This is a genomic window from Cryobacterium serini, from assembly GCF_004404025.1.
Classification (GTDB): domain Bacteria; phylum Actinomycetota; class Actinomycetes; order Actinomycetales; family Microbacteriaceae; genus Cryobacterium; species Cryobacterium serini.
The window spans coordinates 395,355-419,010 of record NZ_SOHN01000003.1 but is presented as its reverse complement, the minus strand read 5'-3'; the positions used below and the strand labels follow the sequence as shown (position 1 = coordinate 419,010).

At 65.2% G+C, this 23,656-nt stretch carries 18 protein-coding genes and 1 pseudogene; 10 read left to right on the top strand and 9 right to left on the bottom strand.

Translation table 11 applies throughout. From position 1 onward, the window contains the following. From E3T51_RS01995 to E3T51_RS01985, 3 genes and pseudogenes are all read right to left on the bottom strand, one after another. A pseudogene (locus E3T51_RS01995) lies at positions 1 to 679 on the bottom strand (hypothetical protein); the annotation flags it as partial. Between the two features lie 476 nt (positions 680 to 1,155). Next, positions 1,156 to 1,542, bottom strand: coding sequence for a hypothetical protein (locus E3T51_RS16925; RefSeq protein WP_198417821.1), 387 nt, complete (start codon positions 1,540 to 1,542; stop codon positions 1,156 to 1,158). A gap of 281 nt (positions 1,543 to 1,823) precedes the next feature. Then, positions 1,824 to 2,411 carry a hypothetical protein gene (locus E3T51_RS01985; RefSeq protein WP_174844549.1) on the bottom strand — a complete coding sequence of 196 codons (588 nt, stop codon included), beginning with the start codon at positions 2,409 to 2,411 and terminating at the stop codon, positions 1,824 to 1,826. A gap of 60 nt (positions 2,412 to 2,471) precedes the next feature. On the opposite strand from E3T51_RS01985, the gene E3T51_RS01980 reads away from it, so the two are divergent. Next, positions 2,472 to 3,059, top strand: coding sequence for a TetR/AcrR family transcriptional regulator (locus E3T51_RS01980; RefSeq protein ID WP_134526780.1), 588 nt, complete (start codon positions 2,472 to 2,474; stop codon positions 3,057 to 3,059). A 133-nt stretch (positions 3,060 to 3,192) separates the two neighbouring features. Here E3T51_RS01980 and E3T51_RS01975 read toward each other — a convergent pair whose 3' ends face one another. After that, positions 3,193 to 3,546 carry a cupin domain-containing protein gene (locus tag E3T51_RS01975; protein ID WP_134526777.1) on the bottom strand — a complete coding sequence of 118 codons (354 nt, stop codon included), beginning with the start codon at positions 3,544 to 3,546 and terminating at the stop codon, positions 3,193 to 3,195. Between the two features lie 154 nt (positions 3,547 to 3,700). On the opposite strand from E3T51_RS01975, the gene E3T51_RS01970 reads away from it, so the two are divergent. Beyond that, entirely contained in the window at positions 3,701 to 5,299 is a 1,599-nt protein-coding gene (locus tag E3T51_RS01970; protein ID WP_198417820.1) for a DUF4389 domain-containing protein, read from the top strand. 45 nt (positions 5,300 to 5,344) lie between these two features. Here the strand turns inward: E3T51_RS01970 and E3T51_RS01965 are convergent, their stop codons facing one another. Next, positions 5,345 to 6,247, bottom strand: coding sequence for a sugar ABC transporter permease (locus tag E3T51_RS01965; RefSeq protein ID WP_134526774.1), 903 nt, complete (start codon positions 6,245 to 6,247; stop codon positions 5,345 to 5,347). A gap of 48 nt (positions 6,248 to 6,295) precedes the next feature. On the opposite strand from E3T51_RS01965, the gene E3T51_RS01960 reads away from it, so the two are divergent. Continuing rightward, complete coding sequence (locus tag E3T51_RS01960; protein WP_241989114.1) at positions 6,296 to 6,769, top strand: substrate-binding domain-containing protein; 474 nt, start codon at positions 6,296 to 6,298, stop codon at positions 6,767 to 6,769. 69 nt (positions 6,770 to 6,838) lie between these two features. Here E3T51_RS01960 and E3T51_RS01955 read toward each other — a convergent pair whose 3' ends face one another. Beyond that, the gene (locus E3T51_RS01955; RefSeq protein WP_134526771.1) at positions 6,839 to 7,177 is read right to left on the bottom strand and encodes an MGMT family protein; all 339 of its coding nucleotides are present in this window, start codon (positions 7,175 to 7,177) and stop codon (positions 6,839 to 6,841) included. Between the two features lie 18 nt (positions 7,178 to 7,195). Then, on the bottom strand, positions 7,196 to 7,648 hold the full coding sequence (locus E3T51_RS01950) for a GNAT family N-acetyltransferase (RefSeq protein ID WP_134526769.1): 453 nt from the start codon (positions 7,646 to 7,648) through the stop codon (positions 7,196 to 7,198). Positions 7,649 to 7,806: 158 nt separating this feature from the next. On the opposite strand from E3T51_RS01950, the gene E3T51_RS01945 reads away from it, so the two are divergent. From E3T51_RS01945 to E3T51_RS01915, 7 genes are all read left to right on the top strand, one after another. Beyond that, entirely contained in the window at positions 7,807 to 9,021 is a 1,215-nt protein-coding gene (locus E3T51_RS01945; RefSeq protein WP_134526766.1) for an NADP-dependent isocitrate dehydrogenase, read from the top strand. 155 nt (positions 9,022 to 9,176) lie between these two features. Beyond that, entirely contained in the window at positions 9,177 to 11,114 is a 1,938-nt protein-coding gene (locus E3T51_RS01940) for a heavy metal translocating P-type ATPase (protein WP_134526763.1), read from the top strand. 286 nt (positions 11,115 to 11,400) lie between these two features. Continuing rightward, positions 11,401 to 14,976 carry a S8 family serine peptidase gene (locus tag E3T51_RS01935; protein ID WP_241989113.1) on the top strand — a complete coding sequence of 1,192 codons (3,576 nt, stop codon included), beginning with the start codon at positions 11,401 to 11,403 and terminating at the stop codon, positions 14,974 to 14,976. A 232-nt stretch (positions 14,977 to 15,208) separates the two neighbouring features. Then, positions 15,209 to 18,907 (top strand): S8 family serine peptidase, encoded by a 3,699-nt coding sequence (locus tag E3T51_RS01930; protein ID WP_241989112.1) that lies wholly within the window; start codon positions 15,209 to 15,211, stop codon positions 18,905 to 18,907. A gap of 146 nt (positions 18,908 to 19,053) precedes the next feature. After that, positions 19,054 to 20,301 carry an MFS transporter gene (locus E3T51_RS01925; protein WP_241989111.1) on the top strand — a complete coding sequence of 416 codons (1,248 nt, stop codon included), beginning with the start codon at positions 19,054 to 19,056 and terminating at the stop codon, positions 20,299 to 20,301. A 73-nt stretch (positions 20,302 to 20,374) separates the two neighbouring features. Next, on the top strand, positions 20,375 to 21,379 hold the full coding sequence (locus tag E3T51_RS01920) for a ring-cleaving dioxygenase (protein ID WP_134526757.1): 1,005 nt from the start codon (positions 20,375 to 20,377) through the stop codon (positions 21,377 to 21,379). Beyond that, positions 21,372 to 22,064, top strand: coding sequence for an alpha/beta hydrolase (locus E3T51_RS01915; protein ID WP_241989110.1), 693 nt, complete (start codon positions 21,372 to 21,374; stop codon positions 22,062 to 22,064). The genes E3T51_RS01920 and E3T51_RS01915 overlap by 8 nt, the downstream gene beginning before the upstream one ends. A 57-nt stretch (positions 22,065 to 22,121) precedes the next feature. On the opposite strand, the gene E3T51_RS01910 is transcribed toward E3T51_RS01915, so the two are convergent. Both E3T51_RS01910 and purU read right to left on the bottom strand, forming a co-directional pair. Then, positions 22,122 to 22,478 carry a YrdB family protein gene (locus tag E3T51_RS01910; protein WP_241989109.1) on the bottom strand — a complete coding sequence of 119 codons (357 nt, stop codon included), beginning with the start codon at positions 22,476 to 22,478 and terminating at the stop codon, positions 22,122 to 22,124. A 121-nt stretch (positions 22,479 to 22,599) separates the two neighbouring features. Continuing rightward, on the bottom strand, positions 22,600 to 23,460 hold the full coding sequence (gene purU / locus E3T51_RS01905) for a formyltetrahydrofolate deformylase (RefSeq protein ID WP_104193316.1): 861 nt from the start codon (positions 23,458 to 23,460) through the stop codon (positions 22,600 to 22,602). Between the last annotated feature and the right edge of the window lie 196 nt (positions 23,461 to 23,656).

Genomic DNA, 23,656 nt, shown 5'->3' with positions numbered 1-23,656 from the left:
CCTTGACGCTCTGCGCCCAGGCGGCTCGTGTCGGGTCGACGAATCGCACGCCGCCGCGTCGCGGACTGGTGAGGGCGTCGTAGGTGGCTAGCCACATTTCGCCCTGCTCGGGTGCCATCAGGGCGTGGAGGGTCACCATGCCGTCGGCGCGCCGCCAGAGCGACCAGGTGGTGTCGTCGCGGGCTTGCTTCTCCCGTGCGAGGATGCCGGCAGCGTCGAGGTCGTCCCGGAGGCGCCGGGCGCGTTTGTAGGCCTGTTCGGTATTCATCCCCGGCGCCTCGATGAGTAACACGTGCAGGGTGGTGGTGAGTTTCTCGGCGGTGATCGCTTGATCGAGGGTGCCCAGGCCGCGCAGCAGCGCGTCGCCAACGCCGGGGGAGATGGTGCCGGCGGTGATGGCGTGCATGATCGGTGCCTGCCACGGCACTGCCACCGGCGCGAGCGGCGGCAATGGCATCACCGCTGCGACCGGCAGTACAGGCCGGGGCACGGTGATGGGCAGCGGTGGCAGATGTGGGTGCAGCGTGGCCCATGCCGCCGCTCGTTCCGCTTCCCGAGCAGCGTCACGCGCCGCTTCCTGTTCGGCTTCCGCGGCAACGTCGGCGGCGGTCTGGGCAGCCAGCACGGCTTCGCGAGCGGCGTCGACGGCGCGAAGTTCGGCAGTTTCCGTGTCGGCCATGAGTACCCGACGGCCAGCAGCCGGCCAGCCTCGATGCGGCTGAGGCCGGTGGCGTCTTGCACCATCATGGTCGGGTTGCCAAACCCGTGCCGCGTTGCCAGCCCCGACTGTCCCAGCTCGGGCCGGGACCGCCGTGCGATCGTGCCCGCCAGTAATGCCGCCGCCAGGGTGCTCAGGCGCAGTAGCTCGGCGATCGGGGCACGCGCGGCGAGCACCTGCGCATCAGAGAGGCTGCTGAAGTCGGCGCTGGAACCACCGAGCGCGGCCACTGCGGCCGCCGCCCGGGTGAGGTCCACTGCCCTGTTGTTCATGATTCAACTCAACACCCGACCACCGACATTCCCGAGGAAAAATCATGCTTACAAGCACTAAATCGTCAATGTCCGCCAAAAAATACCCAAAAAAATGTTTTTATGGCCGGCTGAGCCGCTGCTTGACCGTGACTGCGGCGCAAGATCAGGCAGCAGCCTGTTTTTTTAGAATGCGCTCAACGGTTGGTCCGGGATCAGTCGGCCGACGGCTAAGAGATCGCCCAGGCGGTCGGGTGTGGCTGCCACGATGGTCGCCGCCTCGGCCATTCGATGATGTGATGCGGAAGCGAACCTGCAACGATCCGGCAGAAGGCATTCCGGGCGAATGTGACCCGGACGCTCCGGGTCGCGCCGATCGAACGTGACTATGCCGATCGGCGCTCCATCAAGATCGACGACGAAATAGCCAGGGCGACGTCCGGGAATTTCCGGCACCGCCCGCTCGAGTTCGTCCCGCGGGCGAGGGCCACCGAGGTAGGTGCACACTTCCGACGAGCCGAACAGGTCGATAACAGCCGAACGGTCCTTAGCCCCAGACTCGCGCAGCACCAAGCGCTCGGTCCTGAGCGGGCCAGGTGGCCAGGTGACAGGTCCCAAGTGCGCCATGCGCTCATACTAACGGGGGGCCGAGCTGAGCCGGGCCGCAGTGTTGATGGCACTCGTTTGAGCGGGGTGGATTCGACCCGTTCCACCTCCTCGAACACGCCGCTCAGACCGCGTCGGTGCGCGAACATTGCGGCGAGGCCGAGGGAAGTTGCCCTCGATACCAGCGAGCAAATAGTTGAGGCCATGGCCCGAAAAAGTGAGAACCGTATATGGGACTGTTCGCACGGTCATGGCTTCGTCTGCTGCGCAGGTGTGGTCTCCACGTCCACATTGACCAGTCGAGTCGACGTCGGGAGCTTCTTCGGCCACAGGGTATACCCGAGGGCCCAGACGACTTCGAGGCAAAAGACCAGCAGGAAAATGCTGTTTAGCTCATTGAGTGCGCTCGTTCTGTCGGAGCTATCTACCACCAGAGTCAACAGCCAGATGGTCCCGAGAGCGACTGTCACGGCCAGACCTGTGCGTGCGACGTCCTTCCAGCACTCGACAGCGTACCGAGGCCCGTAGAGCTTGATCGGTGCCGACCCCTTCGCGAAACGATGGGCAAAGTGGAGGTCGGCCCGCGTGATCATCTTGTGCCCATAGGCCACCGAGAAGCCCAAATAGATCGCTGCAATCCCATGAAAGATCGTCGCCGTCGCGCCGGATATCAGGTCCATCGCCGCAGTAACGAGCAGAATGATGTCGACTATCGGAGTCATCGCTAAAAGGGTCAGCCCGGTTTTTTTGAGGCCCAACACGTAGCGGGCAACGAGACCGAGCACAATCAGAACCCAGAAACCGACTTCGCAGCCGATAATGATGGCAATAATCACTAATCCCCCTCGTACTGTCTCCTTCAAGAGAAGCTAGCACAGTCGTGCTAATCTCAACTTATGCCGAGAACGATCAATCGTGATGCACGCAAAGTGCAGCTCGCTGAGGCTGTCTGGCAGGTCATCCTCGACCGAGGTATCAGTGCGGTCTCAGTACGCACAGTCGCCGAGCAGGCCGGTCTTGTGGTCGGCTCCTTGCGTCACGTGTTCCCCACCCGGGCAGAACTCTTAGCGTTCTCCGCTGAGCTCATGGTGCAACGCGCCACCCAACGCGTTCTCGAGGTTGCTGCAGGCTCCGATAGATCGGAGTATGCGCTGGAGGTACTGAAAAACTTCCTGCCTCTGCACTCAGACAGTCGCGCAGAACTTGAAGTCAACATCGCGCTGATCGCGGAAAGTCCTGCGCTACCTCAACTAATTTCCATCAGAAATCGTGCATACCGAGAACTGGGCGAAGTGTGCCTACGGCTAACCGAGATGTTGGCCCAAAGGCCCAGCGACCCGGACCTAGTAGAAAACGCGCGCCATCTGCACGCCGTTCTCGACGGCCTCGCCATTCACCTACTAATGGAACCCCTTGATCACGACAGCAGCTGGGCAACCGAAATCCTGAGAAGAGAACTGGGTCGCATCACCAAAACCCCGTGATCTTGCGTTATAGCTACCGCAGAGTCGTCGATGTGCGTTCATGCGGATGCTGACGGTGTTGACCTGAGCGGCACCCATGCCAAAGGTCTTGACGTCCACGTCGGCCAATGCCTCTAAAGTCGAGCTGGCCAGCTCAATTGGGCAGGGGACCGAGGGGTTCGGGGGAGCCGGGGGCGAGCGGATTCGGGGCCGGCTCCTTGAGTTCCACGAAAATGGTGTGCGTGGCCGTTTCTCCGATGTTCGCACCGGAATGCTCCTGCGCGGGAAGCCACCGGGCTACGCCCTCCGGCAGCTCGAGGTCGACGGATCGACCACCGGTGGTCAGCCGCCGAGTGAACGCCGTGAGGGTGAACATGACGCTGTCCGGATGCCGATGCGGCGTTGTTTCATCGCCGGACCGGTCGAGATACTCAAGCACCCGCACCCGCTCGTTTTCAAAGATCACCCGATAGAACTGCGGGTTGGTGACGACCGGATCGCTCTGCATGCCAGCACGCTAGCACCGCGCCGACGGTCAGCACAGCAAACCACAGTCGGGTCTTTGGTCACTGGTCAGGCGTGCGGAGGTGGGGCATGCTGGGGTCGGACTTTCCGTCCCTTGGCATGCACGTTTTAAGAAAGGCCGCCAGACGATGAGTAACATGAACCCGCCTACCCGACCCGGGCTACCCCCTCCCGATTCGTCGCCGACAACCCCGGCTCGTGTGCAGTCAGGGGCACGGACGGGACCGATCATCATGCTCGTGCTGGGCACGGTGCTGGGCCTGGTCGGTGCTGGCATGCTGTCCGGGGGAACGGCGCTGGCCGTTGCCACGGCTGCCCAGGGGAACGACGGATACTTCACGTCGCAGGCCGAGACCTTCACGGTCGATTCCTCCGCGATCACGTCGCCGAATTTTGACGTCGGCATGGACTTTATGGTGTCGACAGGAGTCGGATTCGACATCGCCACGCTGCGCCTGCAAGCGAGTAATGTCGCGACCGATCGGGACGTCTTCATCGGCATCGCGCCACGCGCCGACGTCGATGCCTACCTCGCCGACGTGAACTACAGCGAGCTGCGTGACGTACAGACGACACCGTTTCGGGTCGACTACCTTGACGTTCCGGGCACCCAAGCGCCCGCTGCTCCCGCCGAACAGACCTTCTGGACCGAATCTGCAGCGGGCGCCGGCACTCAGGAGATCATCTGGAAACCCGCCGCGGGGGACTGGTCGGTCGTCGTGATGAATGCCGATGCCACGCCCGGAATCGCGGTGAACCTCGCGGGCGGCGTACACACCGACCTGCTGGGGCCGATCAGCGTGGGGCTCCTTCTCGCCGGTGGCATCCTCTTTCTGCTGGGCGTTCTCCTTGTCGTGTTGGGTGCCATCGGACTCGGGAGAAGGCTCACGCCGACGTCACGCGGGCCCGGTGCGCGGGGTGATGCTGGTGCGCCAGTGCAGCCGCCCGCGTTTGCCCGAGCGGATGGCACGGTCGCAGCGGCGGCGACCGCGCTGCCGGCATCCATTTTGGTCGCTTCCATTTCGCCCAAACCCGTGTATCCGGCAGCGCTGACCGGGCACCTCGACCCCGTGCTCTCGCGTGGACTGTGGCTGATCAAATGGCTGTTGGCCGTTCCGCACTTCGTGCTGCTCGCCGGCCTGTGGTTCGCTTTCCTGGTCACGACCGTGGTGGCAGCGTTTGCGATTTTGTTCACCGGTCGCTACCCGCGTTCGATCTTTCACTTTAACGTGGGCGTGCTGCGGTGGAGCTGGCGCGTGTCGTTCTACGCCTATTCAGCCCTCGGTACCGACCGGTACCCGCCGTTCACGCTCGCGCGCACCGATTACCCGGCCGATTTCGACGTCGAGTACCCCGAACGCCTGTCACGCGGCCTCGTGCTCGTGAAGAGTTGGCTGCTCGCCATTCCGCACCTGGTGGTGCTCACGGTTTTCGTCGGCGGAGGGGCGGCCTGGGCCAACCCCTGGCGAGGAGACGGTGGAACCGGCGCTGGCGGAACCGACGGAGTGTCCCTCCTGGGCATTCTCGTCGTGGTCGCCGGGGTCATCCTGCTGTTCACCAGCCAGTATCAGCGGCCGCTGTTCAACGTCATCATGGGGGTCAACCGCTGGGTGTTTCGCGTCGTGACGTACACGGCGCTGCTGCGCGACGAATACCCACCGTTCCGACTGGATCAGGGCTCGACCGAGCCGGCCATCGAACCCGCCGCTGAAACGTTCGCCAGGTCGACCCCCTAGACCGTTCCGGTCCGTGCGACTTGCTGCGGTCGGGCCAGCCGTTGGCTACTTGTCTGACCCAGCAGTGAGGCCGCCCACGATGTACGTCTGCAGGTAGAGGAATAACGCCATCACCGGCAGGGCGGCCAGCACTGCGCCGGCCGAGAAGTCACTCCAGTCGGCGTAATTCGGGTTGGACACCAACCGGTACAGTCCCACGGCGAGGGTCTGCTTGTCCGGGTCGATCAACAGAACGCTGGCGACCACGAAATCGTTCGTCGTCGCGATGAACGAGAGCAGCCCCACGACGGCCAGAATCGGGGCGACGAGCCGCAGAATGATCGTGAAGAAGATACGAGCGTGACTGGCCCCGTCGATCTTGGCCGCCTCATCGATCGATGCGGGAATGGTGTTGAAGAACCCGTACATGAGGTACGTGTTCACGCTGAGAGCTCCGCCCAGGTAGACCATGATCAGGCCGATCTGTGTGTTCAGGCCGATTGCCGGGAACAGGTCGCTGATCGTACTCATCACCAGAAAGATCGCAACGACGGCGAGCAGCTGCGGAAACATCTGCACGAGCACGAGGGTCAGCAGGCCCACCCGGCGACCGATGAAGCGTATGCGCGAGAAGGAATATGCCGCGAGGGCGCCGAGGAACACGGTGAGAATCGACGTCGTCGCGGCGATGATGATGGTGTTGCCGAACCACAACGCAAACGGGGCTTCCGGCGTGCTGAGAATGCGAGCGTAGGCAACGAAGCCGATGCGCGAGAACAGCTGGTTCGATCCGGTGAGGGTGCCATGCGGATTGAGCGACGCAGACAGCACGTACAGCAGCGGAAAGCCGGAGAATACGACCATGACGATGCCCACCAGGTGGCGCCAGCCAGTGCGAGCAAACCAGCGCCGAAAACTGAACGGACGTTTGAGCGGGATGACCCGCGTGGCCCCGTCGCCAGACGTCATCGGTTTAACTCCTCGAGTGCCTTGGTCTTGCGGAACGCGACCACGGAGATGACCGCAAAGGCGTTCGATCTGGACTTCAACTTGCCGACCAACCGCTGGTTCGGCTATGAGGCTGCCCTCGCTGCTGCAGAAATCGAGTCGCGCCGCGATGACTTTCGTCCGGCGGATTTCACCACGGCCGGCGGCTATCAAGCGGCCAAGCAGCTACTCGGACGGCCGCATGAACGCCCGACTGCGATCTTTGCCGCGTCCGACGAAATGGCCATTGGCAGTATTCTGGCCGCGCGCGACCTGGGGCTCGTCGTGCCGGGGGACGTATCGGTGATCGGTGTCGACGACCATGAACTGGCGGCTTTTTTTCGGGCTCAGCACCGTTGCACAGTTTCCGCAGCTGCAGGGCGAAAAACTGTCGAGGTGCTCATGGAAGGACTCCGACCGCATCCGGAGTCCCGCACGGGTCTCAATATCAACATGCCGTTCGAGCTGATCGTGCGGGGCAGCACGGCGCGCCCGGTGGTGTGACCGGCCAGCGCTTCCGCCTCCGCCGTAATCGTTTGGCGAGTGACGATGGAGTCGGCTGTGCCCTTTGCATCATGTACGCGGCGACCAACGGGCAGCTGCGTAGTCGACGCGGTAGGCGGCATCCGTTGTCGCCCGCTCCTGGACTGCGCGAATCAGCGGCGTGCGCTCGGTCTCGTAGTGCGGCAGCGCTTGGGCCTCATGCCCGATGGGCGGATGCCCGCCGGCGCGAACCACCCGCCACCACGCCACGTCAGAGCCGTAACGAGCCATGACTTGGCCGACGGCACGGGCGGCGCGAGAGCCGAGCTCCGCGGCCACGCCGCCGTAGGTCATCACGCGACCCGCCGGGATGGACTCAACCACACCGAGCACCCGTGACACGAAGTCGTCGTGCTCCGGCGTGGTCATGCGCGGACTGAACGCGGCTCAGAGCTTGAGCGAACCGATGACCTCGCCGTACTGGGTTTCGCCGACGTCGACGAAGCCGAGGCGGTGAAAGAAAGCCTCCGGGCCGTCGGCGCCGGGCTCCCAGATGACGTTGACGTGCTCGAAGCCGCGCTCGCGAGCTTCGGCGGCGAGGGCTTCTGCAGCGAACTTGCCGACGCCCTGCCCCTGGGTGTCAGCGTTGACGTTGATGCGCCAGATGCAGGCGCGAAATTCTTCATGCTCGGAATTGGGGTCGAAATTTCCGTGGATGAAACCAGCGACGACGCCGTCGAGGAGCACCACGCGCTGCCACGAGGTGGCCGGGTTGATCACAGAGGCGGCTACCGAATACGACACCGGCGCAATGAATTGCTCCTGGCCCGGTTTCAGGCTCAGGTTGTTGGCCGCAACGATGTTACGTGCGGATAGTTCTTCCAGCGTCAGCTCACCCATGTGCTCAGGCTAACGTGCGCCCGGGGTCGCCGGTAGTCGAGCAACACTTCGACACCCGCGATCGGCTCGTACATTTATCTCGATGTCAAGATAGTTGTGAGCTTCTAGTAAGCTCGACGGTGGTCGTGACGGCCACACTGAGCAAAGAGGAGAATTTTTTGTCGAAGATCAAGGTTGAGGGAACAGTTGTCGAGCTCGATGGCGACGAGATGACCCGCATCATCTGGCACGCCATCAAGGAAACGCTCATTCACCCGTACCTCGACATTGATCTCGAGTACTACGATCTCTCTATCCAGAAGCGCGACGAGACCAACGACCAGATCACGATCGACGCGGCCCACGCCATCCAGAAGCACGGCGTCGGCGTGAAGTGCGCGACCATCACGCCCGACGAAGCGCGGGTGGAAGAGTTCGGCCTCAAGAAGATGTGGCTCTCCCCGAACGGCACCATCCGCAATATCCTCGGCGGCACCATTTTTCGCGAACCGATCATCATCTCCAACATTCCGCGTTTGGTGCCGGGCTGGAACAAGCCGATCATCATCGGTCGCCACGCTTACGGCGACCAGTACAAGGCCACCAACTTTCGTTTCAAGGGCCAGGGCACGCTCAGCATGACCTTCACGCCCCAGGACGGCAGCGAGCCGTCGACGTTCGAGGTCTTCCAGGCCCCCGGCGACGGCGTTGCCATGGGCATGTACAACCTCGACTCGTCGATCACCGACTTCGCCCGCGCCTCACTCAACTACGGCCTCGAGCGCAAGGTGCCGGTCTTCCTGTCGACCAAGAACACGATTCTCAAGGCGTACGACGGTCGTTTCAAGGACATCTTTCAGGACATCTTCGACACCGAGTTCAAGGCCGACTTCGATGCGGCCGGCCTGACCTACGAGCACCGCCTGATCGACGACATGGTCGCCTCGGCCATGAAGTGGGAGGGCGGCTACCTCTGGGCCTGCAAGAACTACGACGGCGACGTTCAGTCCGACACCGTCGCCCAGGGCTTCGGCTCGCTCGGCCTCATGACCAGCGTGCTCTCCACCCCCGACGGCAAGGTCGTCGAGGCGGAGGCCGCCCACGGCACTGTAACCCGTCACTACCGCCAGCACCAGCTTGGCAAGCCCACCTCGACCAACCCGATCGCGTCGATCTACGCCTGGACCCGGGGGCTCGCGCACCGCGCGAAGCTCGACAACAACAAGGCCCTGACCGAGTTCGCGTTGACCCTCGAAGACGTCGTCATCAAGACCGTCGAAAGCGGCAAGATGACCAAGGACCTCGCGCTCCTGGTCGGCCCGGACCAGAGCTACCAGACCACCGAGGAATTCCTCGCGTCACTGGCCGAGAACCTGCAGACTCGCCTGGCGTAGTTCGTACCAGCCGTACTCACGAAGGCCTCGACCACTCTGGTCGGGGCCTTCATGCGTACACGAACGCATGCCGGTGCGCTGCGTCCGGCGCAGGGAATGGCTGGACTGGCCCAGGACGAGTGGCGGCCTGAACGCGCAGGGGCCAGACTCAGTGCATGACCCGCATCCCGGCCTTCGTTTTGAGGTATCCCATCGTCGCGGCGACGATGGTCGTCGGACTGATCGGCCTGGTCTTGTGGACCGTCGAAGCGACCGATGCCGTGCGGTGGCTGTTCAGCGGATACGGCCTCGTCATCGCCCTGATCGAACTCGTCGGGATGCTGCGCCGGCTGCGCCGAGGCAGCTTTGGCATCGACCTGCTCGCGATCATCGCGATCGTCGCGACCATCGTCGTCGGCGAATACGTGGCGACCCTTCTCATCGTGCTCATGCTCGCCGGCGGGGCGGCCCTCGAAGACTTCGCCGCGGGGCGAGCGGCGCGGGAACTGGACGCGCTGTTGAAACGGGCCCCGCAAATAGCGCATCGACTCGACCCCGACACGGGCGGGACCACGGATGTGCCCGCCACCGAGGTGCGCGTGGGGGATCTGCTGCTGGTGCGCCCCTCCGAGATCGTGCCCGTCGACGGGCAGCTGCAGAGCGACAGTGCCGCGTTCGATGAGTCCTCGCTCACGGGCGAGAGCCTTCCGGTGGAGCGAGCAGCCGGTGACGGGGTTCTTAGCGGGTCGATCAACGGGCAGACGGCGGCCCGTATCGTCGCTACGGCGACCGCCGCGAACAGTCAATACCAGCGCATCATCGCCCTCGTAGAGGAGGCGTCGACGAGCAAGGCCCCGGTGGTACGGCTCGCCGACCGCTACGCCGTGCCGTTCACCGCCGGCTCGCTCGCCCTCGCCGCGCTGGCCTGGGTGCTCTCCGGCGACCCGGTGCGGTTTGCCGAGGTTCTCGTGGTGGCGACACCGTGCCCCCTGCTGCTCGCCGCACCCGTCGCGTTCATGGGCGGCATGAGTCGCGCCGCCCGCAACGGCATCATCGTGAAGGGTGCCGGGGTGCTCGAAGCGCTCTCCCGAGCTAAAACTGTCGTCTTCGACAAGACCGGAACACTCACCTACGGCACGCCGGCGATTACCGAAGTGCGCCCCGAAGCGGACTTCACCCCCGATGAGCTGTTGGCGCTCGCGGCGTCGGCCGAGCAATACTCGAGTCACGTGCTGGCGGCATCCGTCATTGCGGCCGCACACGAGCGCGGTCTCGAACTGCACGCGGCGGACTCGGCGAGCGAGGCCGCAACCTTCGGCGTCGAGGCCCGATTCGGGGCCGGTGTGGTGCGGGTCGGCAAGCTCGCATTCATTCATGACGGGACAGCGGATGCGGCGGCTACCCACCTCGCCGGCGGCGAGCTCGCCATATACGTGGCCGTCGATGGGCGGTTCGCCGGCAGTATTGTGGCGAGCGACCGGGTACGCGACAACGCCCGCCAGACCGTCGTCGACCTCGCACGCCTCGGTGTGCGGGAGAGTCTTATGCTCACCGGCGATGCGCGTGCCACCGCCCAGCACGTCGCCGGCCAGGTGGGTATCGTTCATGTGCGGGCGGATTGCCTGCCGAGTGACAAGGTCGAAGCGGTGCAGGCGCTGACCCGACGGCCAGTGATCATGGTCGGGGACGGCGTCAATGACGCTCCCGTGCTGGCCGTCGCCGATGTGGGCATCGCAATGGGGGCGAAGGGCTCCACTGCGGCGAGCGAATCGGCCGATGTGGTCATTCTGCTCGACGATATCTCGCGCACGGTGCGGGCCGTGCGCATCGGAAAAGACACCGTGCGGGTGGCCCTGCAGAGCATCTGGCTCGGCATCATGCTGAGCGTCATGCTCATGGTGGTTGCGGCGTTCGGGCTGATTCCGGCGACCGCGGGCGCTATCAGCCAGGAGGTCGTCGACCTCGTGACGATTCTGAACGCGCTGCGTGCGATCGGTGGTCGGCGGGACGAGGCGGCAGCGCGGCGGGTGCTGGTCGGTGTGGCGTCGGCCGCTGCCGAAACGCAAGAGAAAGCGGACAGACCGGTGCACCCAGCAGTAGACAGACCGGTCTGATTGGGGAGTTTGGAGCGACCCGAATTGTGCACTCGCCCAGGTAACGATCGTGTTACCGAGCAATCTGCACACTGTACGAGCCCATGGCCCGTGCGATACGTTCACGATCACGCCGTACCCCGAACTGGGGCAAAGCGGCTAGCGCACTCCGATCGGATTGGACACGCACGTGAGATCACTCTTCAGGCGAACCACACTTCCGCACGAAAGCCCGACTTTCGTTTCTCGTTTCGCCCCCCATCAGACGCTTCCCCAGCGGCAGGGGCTCAGGCTGATTGCGCTCTGCGTGACCACGACCATGGTCACTGCCGGCGCCCTCGTTGTTGTGACCGGAGCGACCGCAGCCCCCATGGCCCCCGGGCTGGCCGGCGCTATCGGTGCCGGCCAGTCGGCCACGGACTTCACCGACGGCCGCTACATCGTTACCCTGGCAGACGACGCCGTCGCCACCTACAACGGCGGGGTCGACGGGTTTGCTCCGACCACACCGGATGCCGGTGCCCGCCTCGATCCGCACAGTCGCGCCTCGGCGAGCTATTCCGGTTACCTGGGCGGGAAGCAGAAACAGGTGGCGGCATCCGTCAATGCCACGATCGACTACTCGTATACCCTCGCCCTCAACGGGTTTGCCGCCGAGCTCTCCGCCGCGCAGGCCGCAGCCCTCTCGGCCGAGAAAGACGTCGTCGCCATCACTCCAGACGAGCTCAAGCACATAACGGCTACCTCATCGACTGATTTCCTCGGTCTCTCCGGGGACGGTGGGGTCTGGGCGAAGACCGGTGGAGCAGACACCGCGGGGGAGGGCGTCGTTATCGGCGTACTCGATACCGGTCTTGCTCCGGAGAACCCCTCCTTCGCCGGCGACGTGCTCGGTAGTACGCCCGGAGACGAGCCGTGGCTCGACGGTGACACGATCACCATGACCAAGAGCGACGGCACTGCCTTCACGGGTGAGTGCATGACCGGCGTGCAGTTTGACGCAACTGACTGCAGCACCAAGGTGGTCGGTGCACGCTACTTCGTGACGGGCTTCGGAGTCGACCGGATCGGCACTGCAGGCACCGGCGAATACCTCTCGCCGCGCGACGGCGATGGTCATGGGTCGCACACCGCGAGTACCGCTGGCGGAAACCACGACGTGACAGCGACCATCAGCGGTCTTGACTACGGTCTCATCTCCGGCGTCGCCCCGGCGGCCAAGATCGCCGCTTATAAGGTGTGCTGGTCCGGCCCCGACCAGGCGGTGTCGACCGACGATGGCTGCGCTACCTCCGACCTGCTGGCCGGCATCAATCAGGCCGTCGCCGATAACGTCGACGTGCTGAACTATTCGATCGGCGGCGGAGCAGCCGACACCACGGTGTCTCCGACCGACCAGGCCTTCCTCGGCGCAGCCGCAGCCGGAATCTTCGTGGCCGCCTCGGCCGGCAACTCCGGTCCAGGTGTCTCCACCCTCGACAACGCCGCCCCGTGGATCACCACGGTCGCGGCGAGCACCATTCCCGGCTATGAGGCCACCGCCACCCTTGGCGATGGCACGGCCTACGCGGGCGGATCGATCTCCGTCGACCGAACAGCTGGCGCCACACCGCTGGCCGGTACCCTCGTGCGCGGTGACCTCGTGGCTGCTACCGGTCACGACCCGGCCGACGCTCTGCTCTGCGGCCCGGGTTCGCTCGACGCCGAACTGGTCGCCGGAACCATCGTGTTCTGCGAGCGCGGGATCTATGACCGGGTCGCAAAGTCCGCTGAAGTCCTGCGGGCCGGCGGTATTGGAATGCTGCTGGTCAACAGAAATCCGGGCTCGGTCGATACTGACGAGCACACCGTGCCGACGATTCACCTGGACGCCCCGTACTGGTCGGCTACCTATTCTTATGCGGGCAGCGCCGGGGCCTCAGCTGTATTCACGGATGGGAATACGACCAGTTACACGCCGCCGACACCGCAGGTGGCCGGGTTCTCGTCGCGTGGACCGGTTCTCGCCGACGGTAGTGACATTCTCAAGCCCGACGTGACCGCTCCGGGCGTGGCCATTCTCGCCGATGGCCCCAACGCTGCTGGCGGTGAGCCGAGCTGGCAGTTTCTCTCAGGCACGTCGATGTCGAGCCCGCAGATTGCCGGACTGGCTGCGCTGTACCTGGGCGAACGCCCGCTCGCGACCCCGGGTGAGATCAAATCGGCCATGATGACGAGCGCCTACGATACCGTCGACGCCGAGGGTGCCACCATCACCGACCCGTTCGCTCAAGGGGCCGGACACGTCGACCCGACGCGAATGTTCGAACCGGGCTTGCTATACCTGAACGGTACCGCCGACTGGTACTCCTACATTCAGGGCATCGGTTATGACGTCGGTGCCGACCCAATAGACCCGAGCAACCTCAACCTGGCCTCCATCGCGATCGGCTCGCTGACCGCGCCGGAAACCATCACCCGCACCGTCACGAGCACCGAGGCCGCCACCTTCACCGCCCAGCCGGTAACGGTGCCGGGCATCGACGCGATGGTCTCGCCCAGCACCCTGACTTTTGGTGCCGCGGGTGAATCGGCCAGTTACACCGTCACCTTCACCCGAACGGATGCCCCGCTCGACACGTTCTCGACCGGCTCGCTCAATTGGGTGAGTGACTCGGGCGCGATCGTGCACAGCCCCGTCGCCATTCAGCCGGTGACCCTCGTAGCCCCCGCCACCGCGGACGGCACCGGGGTTGACGGCTCGGTCGACGTGTCCATCACCCCCGGAGCCACCGGGGACGTGGCCCTCAACCTGGTCGGTCTCGCGGCTGGGCTGCACCAGAGCGACCCTGCCAACCCGTCGAGCCCGACCACCGGCACCGGCACCGCCGGCGACGAATTCCGCTACCAGGTCGAGGTGCCCGCGGGCACCCAGCTTGCCCGGTTCGACCTCGACGCGCTCGATCAAACCGCCGACCTTGACCTGATCGTCTACCGCCTAAATGGCAACGGCGGGGATCCGGTTGCCGGCTGGCAGTCCGCGACCGGAGCGGCCGATGAGCAGATCGACCTAACCTCTCCGCAGGCTGGCTTCTACCAGGTGATTGCATCGGTCTACAGCGGAACGACGGCGTTCGACGTGAACACCTACTCGGTGCTCACCGGCGCCGGTGAAGGTGCACTCGTGGCTGACCCGCCGGTCATTGCCGGTCAGCAGGGAGTTGCGGCAACGTACTCGCTGTCCTGGTCTGGCCTGATGCCCGAGACCGGGTATCTGGGTCTGGTCGGCTACGGCGACACCACGGTATCGACGGTGGTGTCGGTCGCCAGCGGCGCAGCGCCCGAACCGAAGACGCCCGTGAACACGGTTCTCCCCTCGATCGAGGGCGCCGCGGTGGTGGGCCAGGCGTTGACCGTCAACCCCGGTATGTGGGATGTCACCGGGCTGGAGTACACCTTCCAGTGGCAGGTCGATGGTCGCGACGTCAAGAAGGCCACCAAAGCCGACTACACACCGACCAAGTCCCTCGGCGGCACGACGCTCACCGTGGTCGTGACGGCGCGGGCCGACGGGCTGCCGGCGGGCACGGCCACCTCGGCCGGGGTCCTCGTCAAGTACCGCGCCACGGTTGAGCTCACGGTTGATTCGAGGGCCACGCCGCACTCGACGGGCGTGAAGATCGAGGTGTCGGTGCAGACGGACGCCCCGCGCTCGGCCCAGCTCGGGACAGTGCAGGTTCTAGTCGATGACCAGAGCTACGACATAACCCTCGATGGGAAGGGCCGGGGATCACTCTCCCTGACCGACCTGGACCGCGGCACCTACACGGTGACCGCGCAGTATGCCGGTAGCGACCTCGTGGCCGCGGCGACGAGTAAGCCACGCACGCTGACCGTGCGGTAGCCGGGCCGAACGTACGGCGCGCGCCGCAGCATCCGTTTCGAAGCTGATGCTGCGGCGCGCGTTTGCGTGCACGTCGGCGCGGACCGCTGCCAGACGTACCTGTGGCATGCCCCTATCCGCGGGGCGGTCAGCGCGCTACGGTCACCAGCGAACTGTCCCGCGCATCGGAACAGCGAACCGTTCCCGCTGTGGAATGAGACCACCTCGCACCCTTACTAGATTGGACACCAACGTGAGTTCTTTCTTCAGGCGCACGCTGTCTGCGCCGGATTCAGCGCTGAACCCGACGCCGACATTCCGCTCGCGTCGCCGCGCCACAATCGCGGCCACCGTCACCGTAGCCCTGGTGGGCGCTTCAGTACTCGTCGGCGGCACCCTTCCCGCCGGCGCGGCCCCGGCTGCGACCGGCCTTTCTGGCAGCATCGCCTCCCCTGGCGGACAACGCATGGACTTCACCGCCGGACGTTACATCGTTACCCTCAGCGACGAGGCCGTTGCTTTGTACCAGGGCGGTGTCAACGGTTTCTCGGCCACTATGCCGGGCGCCGGAGCTAAGCTCGACGCGCAAAGCCGCTCGGCCGAGACCTATAAGGACTATCTCACCCGGCTGCAAAGTGAGGTGGCAGCATCCGTTGACGCCACCGTGGCGTATTCCTACACGCTGGCGGTGAACGGGTTCGCTGCGGAGTTGACCGGCAAGCAGGCGGCAGCCCTCGCTATCAAGAAGAATGTGGTGTCGGTCGTTCCCGACGCCCTCCGTCACGTGACGGCCGAGTCGTCGACCGACTTTTTGCGGCTGAGCGGGCCGACCGGACTATGGTCCAAGCTGGGCGGATCGAGTGAAGCTGGCAAGGGCGTGGTGATCGGAGTGCTCGACACCGGTATCGCCCCGGAGAACCCCTCCTTTGCCGGCTCAGCGCTCGGCACGACGCCCGGCGATGAGCCGTGGCTCGACGGTGACACGATCACCATGAACAAAGCCGACGGAACCACCTTCACCGGCACCTGCCAGATCGGCGAACAATTCACAGCTGATGCCTGCAGCACCAAGGTGATTGGTGCGCGGTACTTCCTCGACGGATTCGGCGCCGACCAGATCGGTGACGCCTCAACGGGGGAATATGTCTCCCCGCGCGATGGCGACGGCCACGGGTCGCACACCGCGAGCACTGCAGGCGGAAACGTCGACGTTGCCGCGAATGTGAACGGCGTCGACTTCGGCGCCATTTCAGGCGTGGCGCCGGCCGCCAAGATCGCCGCCTACAAGGTGTGCTGGTCCGGCCCCGACAACTCGGTCACGACCGATGACGGATGCACGGACACCGATATTCTGCGTGCTGTCGACCAGGCCATCTCCGACGGCGTCGACGTGATCAACTACTCGATCGGTGGCGGCCCGGCCCAGACCACGTTCTCGCCCACCGACCAGGCCTTCCTCGGCGCGGCGGCAGCGGGCATCTTCGTGGCCGCCTCGGCCGGAAACGACGGCCCCGGTGAGTCGACCGTGGAAAACGTCGCTCCGTGGATCACCACGGTCGCCGCGAGCACGATCCCCTCGTACGAGGCCACCGCCACCCTCGGTGACGGCTCGCAATACGCCGGTGCCTCGATCACCGTTGACCGCACGCCCGGCGCCACCCCGCTCTCCGGCGACCTGCTGCGGGCCGACCTCGTGTCGGTGGACGGCTTCGACGCGGCCGACGCACTGCTCTGTGCACCGGATTCGCTCGACGCCGACAAGGTGGCTGGCGGGATCGTCTTCTGCCAACGCGGCGTTTACGACCGAGTGGCCAAGTCGGCCGAGGTGTTGCGGGCGGGCGGCAGCGGCATGCTGCTGGTCAACCGCACACCGGCCGACGTTGCCACCGACGATCACTCGGTGCCGAGCATCCACTTGGACGCGAACGCCTTCGACCCGATCTACGCCTACGCGGCAACGGATGGCGCGACGGTCACCTTCACGCCCGACAACACGACCGCCACGCAGACTCCGGTGCCCCAGATAGCCGGTTTCTCCTCTCGCGGGCCGGTGACTGCCGACGGCGGCGACCTGCTCAAGCCCGATATCGCCGCACCCGGTGTCAGCATCCTGGCTGATGGCGCCAATGCGGCCGGGGCCGACCCGACGTTCGAGTTTCTCTCGGGCACCTCCATGGCCAGCCCGCATATCGCCGGTCTCGCCGCGCTCATTCTGGGCTTTCGGCCGCTCGCGACCCCGTCCGAGATTAAATCGGTCATGATGACGACCGCGAAGGACACGGTTGACGCCAACGGTGAGCGGGTGACCGACCCGTTCGCGCAGGGTGCCGGGCAGGTCAATCCCTCGTCCTTCGACTTTCCAGGACTGGTCTACCAGAGCGGACCGGCCGACTGGCTGGCCTACCTGCAGGGGATCGGGTTCGATGCCGGCGTGGAGCCGATCGACGCAAGCAACCTGAACCTTCCGTCGATCCAAATCGGAGCCCTGACCGCGCCCGAGACGATCACCCGCACGGTGACCGCCGTACGGGTAGGTACTTACACCGCCACTCCCATCGAGATTCCTGGCATCAACGCTGTCGTCTCGCCAGCCGAGATGACTTTCGCTGCGGTCGGCGAGAAGCAGAGTTACACGGTGACGTTCACCCGAACGGATGCCCCGCTCGATGTGTACGCAACCGGCTCGCTGGACTGGGGCTTCGGAAACGGTGGCTCGGGTGACCCCGGCGACTTCTTCGACGTGGTGCACAGCCCGATCGCCGTTCGTCCGGTCACGGTCGTCGCCCCGACCGAGGTGGCCGGCGCCGGTATGGACGGCACAGTCGACGTGACCGTTGCTCCCGGCGGTTCAGATCCGGTGGCCCTGAACCTCAGCGGCCTGGCCAACGGGGTGCACCAGAACAACGCCGACGACCCCTTCGCCCCGCACACGGATGCGGGCGCGACCGGCGATCAGTTCACCTACGAGGTGGAGATCCAGGAGGGCCGGCTGGCCCGGTTCGATCTGAACGCCGTCGATGATTCAACCGACCTGGACCTGTTCGTGCTGTTGCTCGACGGCGCGGGCGGCAACCCGGTTGCCGGCTGGCAGTCGGCTACCGGTTCGGCCGACGAGCACGTCGACCTGGACGACCCCGAGGCCGGTTTCTACCAGGTGGTCGTTGATGTGTTCTCCGGCTCGACCGCGTTCGACGTGAACACCTTCTCGGTCTCGTCGGGGGAGCCCAGCAATGGGTTTGCAGCGACCCCGCCGGCGATCCAGGGACCGCAGGGGGTACCGATCACGTATACGTTGAGCTGGGCCGGACTCGTACCGAACACGCCATACCTCGGTGTGGTCGACTATGGCGACAGTACCGCGTCGACGATCCTCACTGTCGCTGCCAGCGAGGGCGGCGACACGGATGCCCCGGTGAACACGGTGGCACCGAGCGTGTCGGGTACGGCCGAGATCGGGTCGGTGTTGACTGCTGATCCTGGCCAGTGGAACACCGAGGGCCTCGGCTTCGGCTACCAGTGGCAGAGCGACGGCGTCGATATTACCGGTGCAACCGCGGCGAGCTTCACACTGACGAAGGCGCTCGCCGGAACGACAGTGACCGTGATGGTGACCGCCACGGTATCGGGCGGGCCGAGTTCCATAGCAACATCGGCCGGTCTCGTCGTGAAGTATGCCGCGAAGGTTGCGCTGAGCATCAGCCACCGGGCCGTCTTCTTCTCCAGCCGGGTCAGCGTGTCCGTCACTGTTACCAGCAAGGGTGAGGTCGGCGACACAGCGACAGTCACGGTCGATAAGCGCCGGTTCATCGTGGCGCTCGACGCGAACGGGCATGGCAGCCTCACGCTGCCGAAGCTCAGTCGTGGGCTGTACAAAGTCGTCGGGCACTACGCCGGCAACGACGCGGTCGCTGCCGCGACGAGCCCGACGCGTTCCCTGCTGATCGTGCGGTAGCCCCGCAGCCCTCGCCCCGGGCCTCGTCTCTTTCTGGACGGGGCCCAGGCCCCGTCCCTGGGCCCAGGTTAGAAACTGGGCCCATGGACATAAGGTGGGCCCGGACCAGGCACGGGGCAACCAGTGCGGCAGCTTAGGCTGGAGGGATGCGAGTGGCGGAATGGATGCGGGGGCGACGCCGCGCACCCGCTGTACCCGAATTAGCCGCGGGCAGCACGAGCTCGAAGCCCCGCTTGAATCGCGACGTGATCGTGCTCGGCGTCATCGCTTTCTTTGTGATGGTGGGGTTCGGCGTTGTCGTTCCGGTGCTTCCGGTTTACGTGCAGAGTTTCGGGGTGGGCAACCTCGAGGTCGGAGCCGTTGTATCGGCGTTCGCGCTCATGCGTTTCGTGTTCAGTCCGGTCTGCGGGCGCCTGATCGACTGGGCGGGGGAACGCACCGTTCTGGCAATCGGCATCGGAATCGTCGCCCTCTCCAGCGGGCTGGTCGGCGCCGCAGACAGCTATCTGCAACTGTTGCTGCTGCGCGGTGCGGGTGGTATCGGCTCAGCCATGTTCTCGGTGTCGGCGATGACGTTGCTGCTGCGCACAGCGGAACCGGGCCGGCGAGCCCGCGCGATCGGCTTCTATCAGGGCGGATTCCTCATCGGCGGCATGGCCGGTCCGGCGATCGGCAGCCTGCTTGCCACGATCTCCCTGACCGCGCCCTTCTTCTTCTACGCCGGCACCCTCACCGTTGCTGGCCTGATCGGGCTGTTTCTGTTGCGCTCGGGCGGCCGAGACGCCGCGCTGGCCGGAGCCGACGCATCCGCCGAGCGCACGCCGTTTCGCACCGTGTTGCGCGATGAGCGCTTTCGTGCGGCTTGCATCGCCAACTTTGCCCAGGGTTGGACTTCGCTCGGGGTGCGTACGACCCTCATCCCCCTGTTCGTCGTCGTGGTTCTCGGTGGAACGAGCTCGTGGACCGGTCTCGCCCTCGCCGCTGCCGCCGTGGCCCAGGCGCTCGCCCTCGCGCCGGCCGCCCGCTTTGTCGACACCGTCGGGCGCAGACCGGCCATCATCGGGGCGTTCACTGTCGCCGGACTCGCGATTGTGGCGATCGCGTTCTCACCGAATATCTGGGTTCTCGGCGCCCTGCTCTGCGTCTACGGAGTCGCCGCAGCGTTCATGGGAACCGCGCCGGCCGCAGCCGTAGGCGATGCCGCTGGGGCCCGCGGCGGACGCCCGGTATCGGTGTTCTCGATGTGTGCGGATGCCGGTGCTATTGTCGGTCCGCTGGTCGCGGGTCTGCTCGTTGACACCTTCTCGTTCTCGGCCGGGTTCGCGGTCGGCGGTATTTTCCTGGTCATCGCCGCCGCCTATGCGCTACGGATGCCGTCGGAACGTCGCGTCTGAGAATCAGGGAATGAAATCCGCGATACATGCGTTTGCATGAACATCGAACGATTGATTTTCAAGGAGAATGCCCATGACCGTCCAGACCAGCGGGCTGCACCACGTCACCGCGATCGCCGGAGCCCCGCAGCGCAATATCGACTTCTACGTCACCGGGCTCGGCCTGCGCCTCGTCAAGAAAACCGTGAACTTCGACGACCCGGGCACCTATCACCTCTACTACGGCGACGATTCCGGCCGCCCAGGATCGCTGCTCACCTTCTTTCCCTGGACCGGCATTCGCAGCGGCCGCACCGGCGCCGGCCAGTCAACGACGACCGCCTTCTCGGTTCCGGCTGGCAGCATCGGTTGGTGGAAGGACCACTTCGCGAAGCTCGGCGTGGAGTCCAGCGTGACCGGGCGTTCTTCCCACGAGGAGCGGCTCTCGCTGCGCGACCCCGACGGGCTGCAGCTCGACCTGGTGGCATCGTCGACGGTGGATCCGCGTAATCCCTGGGACTCCGCAGCCGTGCCCGCCGAGTTCGCAGTTCGTGGGCAGCACTCGTCCGTGCTCACCGTTGCCGACCCGGCCAAGACCGTGCAGGTGCTCACAACCGACCTCGGTATGCATGTCATCAGTGAAACGGATGGTCGCATTCGCGTCGGTGCTGGCGACGGCGCGCCCGGCAACCTCGTCGATGTGCTGGCCGACCCGACGAATGAGCCCGGCTTGACCGCCGGCGGCAGCGTGCACCACGTGGCTTTCCGGGTGCCTGACCGGGCCACACAGATCGAATGGCGTGAGCAGCTCGTGGACCGCGGCTACGGCGTGACCGCCATTCTCGACCGCCAGTACTTTACCTCCATCTACTTTCGCGAACCCGGTGGCGTACTCTTTGAAATCGCGACCGACACCCCCGGATTCGACATTGACGAGCCGCTGCTCGAGCTTGGCCGGTCCCTCAAGCTTCCGCCGTGGCTCGAGCCGAGTCGCGAGGCCATTGAGAATGCGGTCGTGCCGATCACTCTGCCGCCCGAGAACAACCCCGTGGCAGCGGATGCCGCGCCGGTACCGACTGCCGCCTCGGTCAGTGAATGAGCATCACCACGCAGCCGTCTGGCGGGCCAGCCGAATGAGCGCCGTCGGCGGGCATGCCCAGTGGCCGCACCTGTTTCAACCCGGGTCTGTCGACGCGCCCGTGCTGCTGATGCTGCACGGTACCGGCGGCGATGAACAGCAGATCAGTGCTTTGGCCGCGGCGCTCGACCCGAACGCCGCCGTGCTCGCCCCGCGCGGTCGCGTGCAGGAGAACGGGATGAACCGTTGGTTTAGGCGCCTGTCGGAGGGTGTCTTCGACACCGACGACGTGATTCGACGAGCCGATGAGCTGGCCGGATTCCTGGTCTGGGCGCGTGACCACTACGAATTGGGTGACCGCCCGCTGGTCGCCATCGGATTCTCGAACGGCGCCAACATCGCGATTGCGACGGCGCTGTTACACCCCGAAACAGTGCCGCGGGTGGTCGCCTTCTCCGGCATGCATCCGCTCGACCGGGTTGCATCCAGCGCACAACCTGTCGCAGGGAGCGAGCTGGCGGCATCCGCTCTGCTGCTCTTGAACGGTCGGAGCGATCCGATGGCACCGCTGTCGAGCGTTCAGAAACTCGTGATGTTGCTCGAAGCGCGCGGCGCGCGGGTGCAGCAGGAGTTGCGTCCCGGCGGGCACGGCATCGCCGAAACGGATGTTGCGGCCGCGGTGGCCTGGCTCCGCGCTCTTGCGTAGCCTGCCGGGGGTGTGCCAAGAGCCCGTTCCAACGGGCGCGTGGCGCTCTCAAGCGCGCTAGCGGAGTTCTTTGCGCCCAGAGATGACGCCGCTGACGGTGGCGACAAGGGCGAAGATCACAGTAATGAGGGGAAAGCCGAGGTCCCACCAGGCGATCGCGGCCGCGCCGAAGATGGCAATCTCAATAAAGGCCTTACCGAACGGGTCAAGCCGAAAAACGGCTTTCGGCGACCGGAACAGGGCCCAGACCAGAATCGCGAAAGCCGGGGTGGCGAGGCCGAACAGGATGCCGGGCCAGGGGAGTGGCCAGGCGATGAAGCCCCAGAATCCGAGGCTGATGAAGGCGAAGAGTTCGAGCACGAACCGGAGCATGTCGTTGGGGCCGATTTTCGGCAGTTCGCGCTTATCTGTCACCCATCAAGCTTAGCGATGCGCTCCGCCCCCACGTTCCGATTCCGACCCCGTGGCTGGGGCCACGGGCCCAGGATACAAACTTCGCCCTTAGCCGTAAAGGTGGGCCTGCGAAAGCGCGCGGCTACTTGAAGATGATCGTGCGAGCTCCGTCGAGCAGCACTCGGTTCTCGGCGAACCACTTCACTGCCTGTGTGAGCGTGCGGCTCTCTTCGTCTTGGCCGATCGAGACGAGCTCGGTGGGCGTGCGCGAGTGGTCTACCCGCACCACGTTCTGCTCGATGATCGGCCCCTCGTCGAGATCGCCGGTCACGAAGTGCGCCGTCGCCCCGATGAGTTTCACGCCCCGCGCGTGCGCCTGGCGGTACGGGTTGGCGCCCTTGAACCCCGGCAGGAACGAGTGGTGAATGTTGATCGCCCGACCGTTGAGCTTCGCGCAGAGCTCCGGCGACAGAATTTGCATGTAGCGAGCAAGCACGACGAGTTCAATATCGAGTTCGTCGACCGCCTCGACGACGCGCGCCTCGAAAGCGGCCCTGCTGGCGGCATCCGTTATCGGTAATGACTCGAACGGAACCCCGTAAAACCCGACCAGGTCGCGCAGCGTGCCGTGATTGCTCAGCACGAGCGGAATCTCGACCGAAAGCTGCCCACCGCGCTGTCGAAAAAGCAGGTCGTTCACGCAATGGCCGGCCGACGAGGCGAGCACGAGGGTGCGCAGGGGGCGTCCGACGACATCGATGATCGACGCCATCGCATAGCGTTCGATCACGGGGGCGAGCGCCGCCTCGAGCTCGGGCCGGGTTGCCCGCGACTGCACCTGCAGGCGCATGAAAAACCGCCCGGTGTCATCGCTGGAGAACTGCTGGCTCTCGGAGATATTGCCCTGTGCCTGCACGATCGCGCCGCTGACCGCGTGCACGATTCCCGGCTGGTCGGCACAGACCAGGGTGATAACCCAGTGATGCGGGGTGGAAGAAGTCATTGCCTCAGAGTACCGGGCGGCCTGGGCGGATGCCGTAGCTGGGCTACCTTGCCGCCTCACCTCGCGTGGGTAGACTACTCGACGGTCGTACTGAACAAGTCGACCCCGGGCGCGCACGTCGGCGCGTAGTCGAGTGGCCGTGACCTCGGTGTGAATGGTCAGAGCGGCCAGCTTCGGCTCTCGGCACGAATGCAGA

Coding starts and splice junctions, on each gene's coding strand:
- E3T51_RS01950 (WP_134526769.1), bottom strand. CDS start 7,648: ATGGGTGAGCTGACGCTGGAAGAACTATCCGCACGTAACATCGTTGCG.
- E3T51_RS01975 (WP_134526777.1), bottom strand. CDS start 3,546: ATGCAGAGCGATCCGGTCGTCACCAACCCGCAGTTCTATCGGGTGATC.
- E3T51_RS01940 (WP_134526763.1), top strand. CDS start 9,177: ATGACCCGCATCCCGGCCTTCGTTTTGAGGTATCCCATCGTCGCGGCG.
- E3T51_RS01955 (WP_134526771.1), bottom strand. CDS start 7,177: ATGACCACGCCGGAGCACGACGACTTCGTGTCACGGGTGCTCGGTGTG.
- E3T51_RS01965 (WP_134526774.1), bottom strand. CDS start 6,247: ATGACGTCTGGCGACGGGGCCACGCGGGTCATCCCGCTCAAACGTCCG.
- E3T51_RS01920 (WP_134526757.1), top strand. CDS start 20,375: ATGACCGTCCAGACCAGCGGGCTGCACCACGTCACCGCGATCGCCGGA.
- purU (WP_104193316.1), bottom strand. CDS start 23,460: ATGACTTCTTCCACCCCGCATCACTGGGTTATCACCCTGGTCTGTGCC.
- E3T51_RS01925 (WP_241989111.1), top strand. CDS start 19,054: ATGCGAGTGGCGGAATGGATGCGGGGGCGACGCCGCGCACCCGCTGTA.
- E3T51_RS01960 (WP_241989114.1), top strand. CDS start 6,296: ATGACCGCAAAGGCGTTCGATCTGGACTTCAACTTGCCGACCAACCGC.
- E3T51_RS01980 (WP_134526780.1), top strand. CDS start 2,472: ATGCCGAGAACGATCAATCGTGATGCACGCAAAGTGCAGCTCGCTGAG.
- E3T51_RS01970 (WP_198417820.1), top strand. CDS start 3,701: ATGAACCCGCCTACCCGACCCGGGCTACCCCCTCCCGATTCGTCGCCG.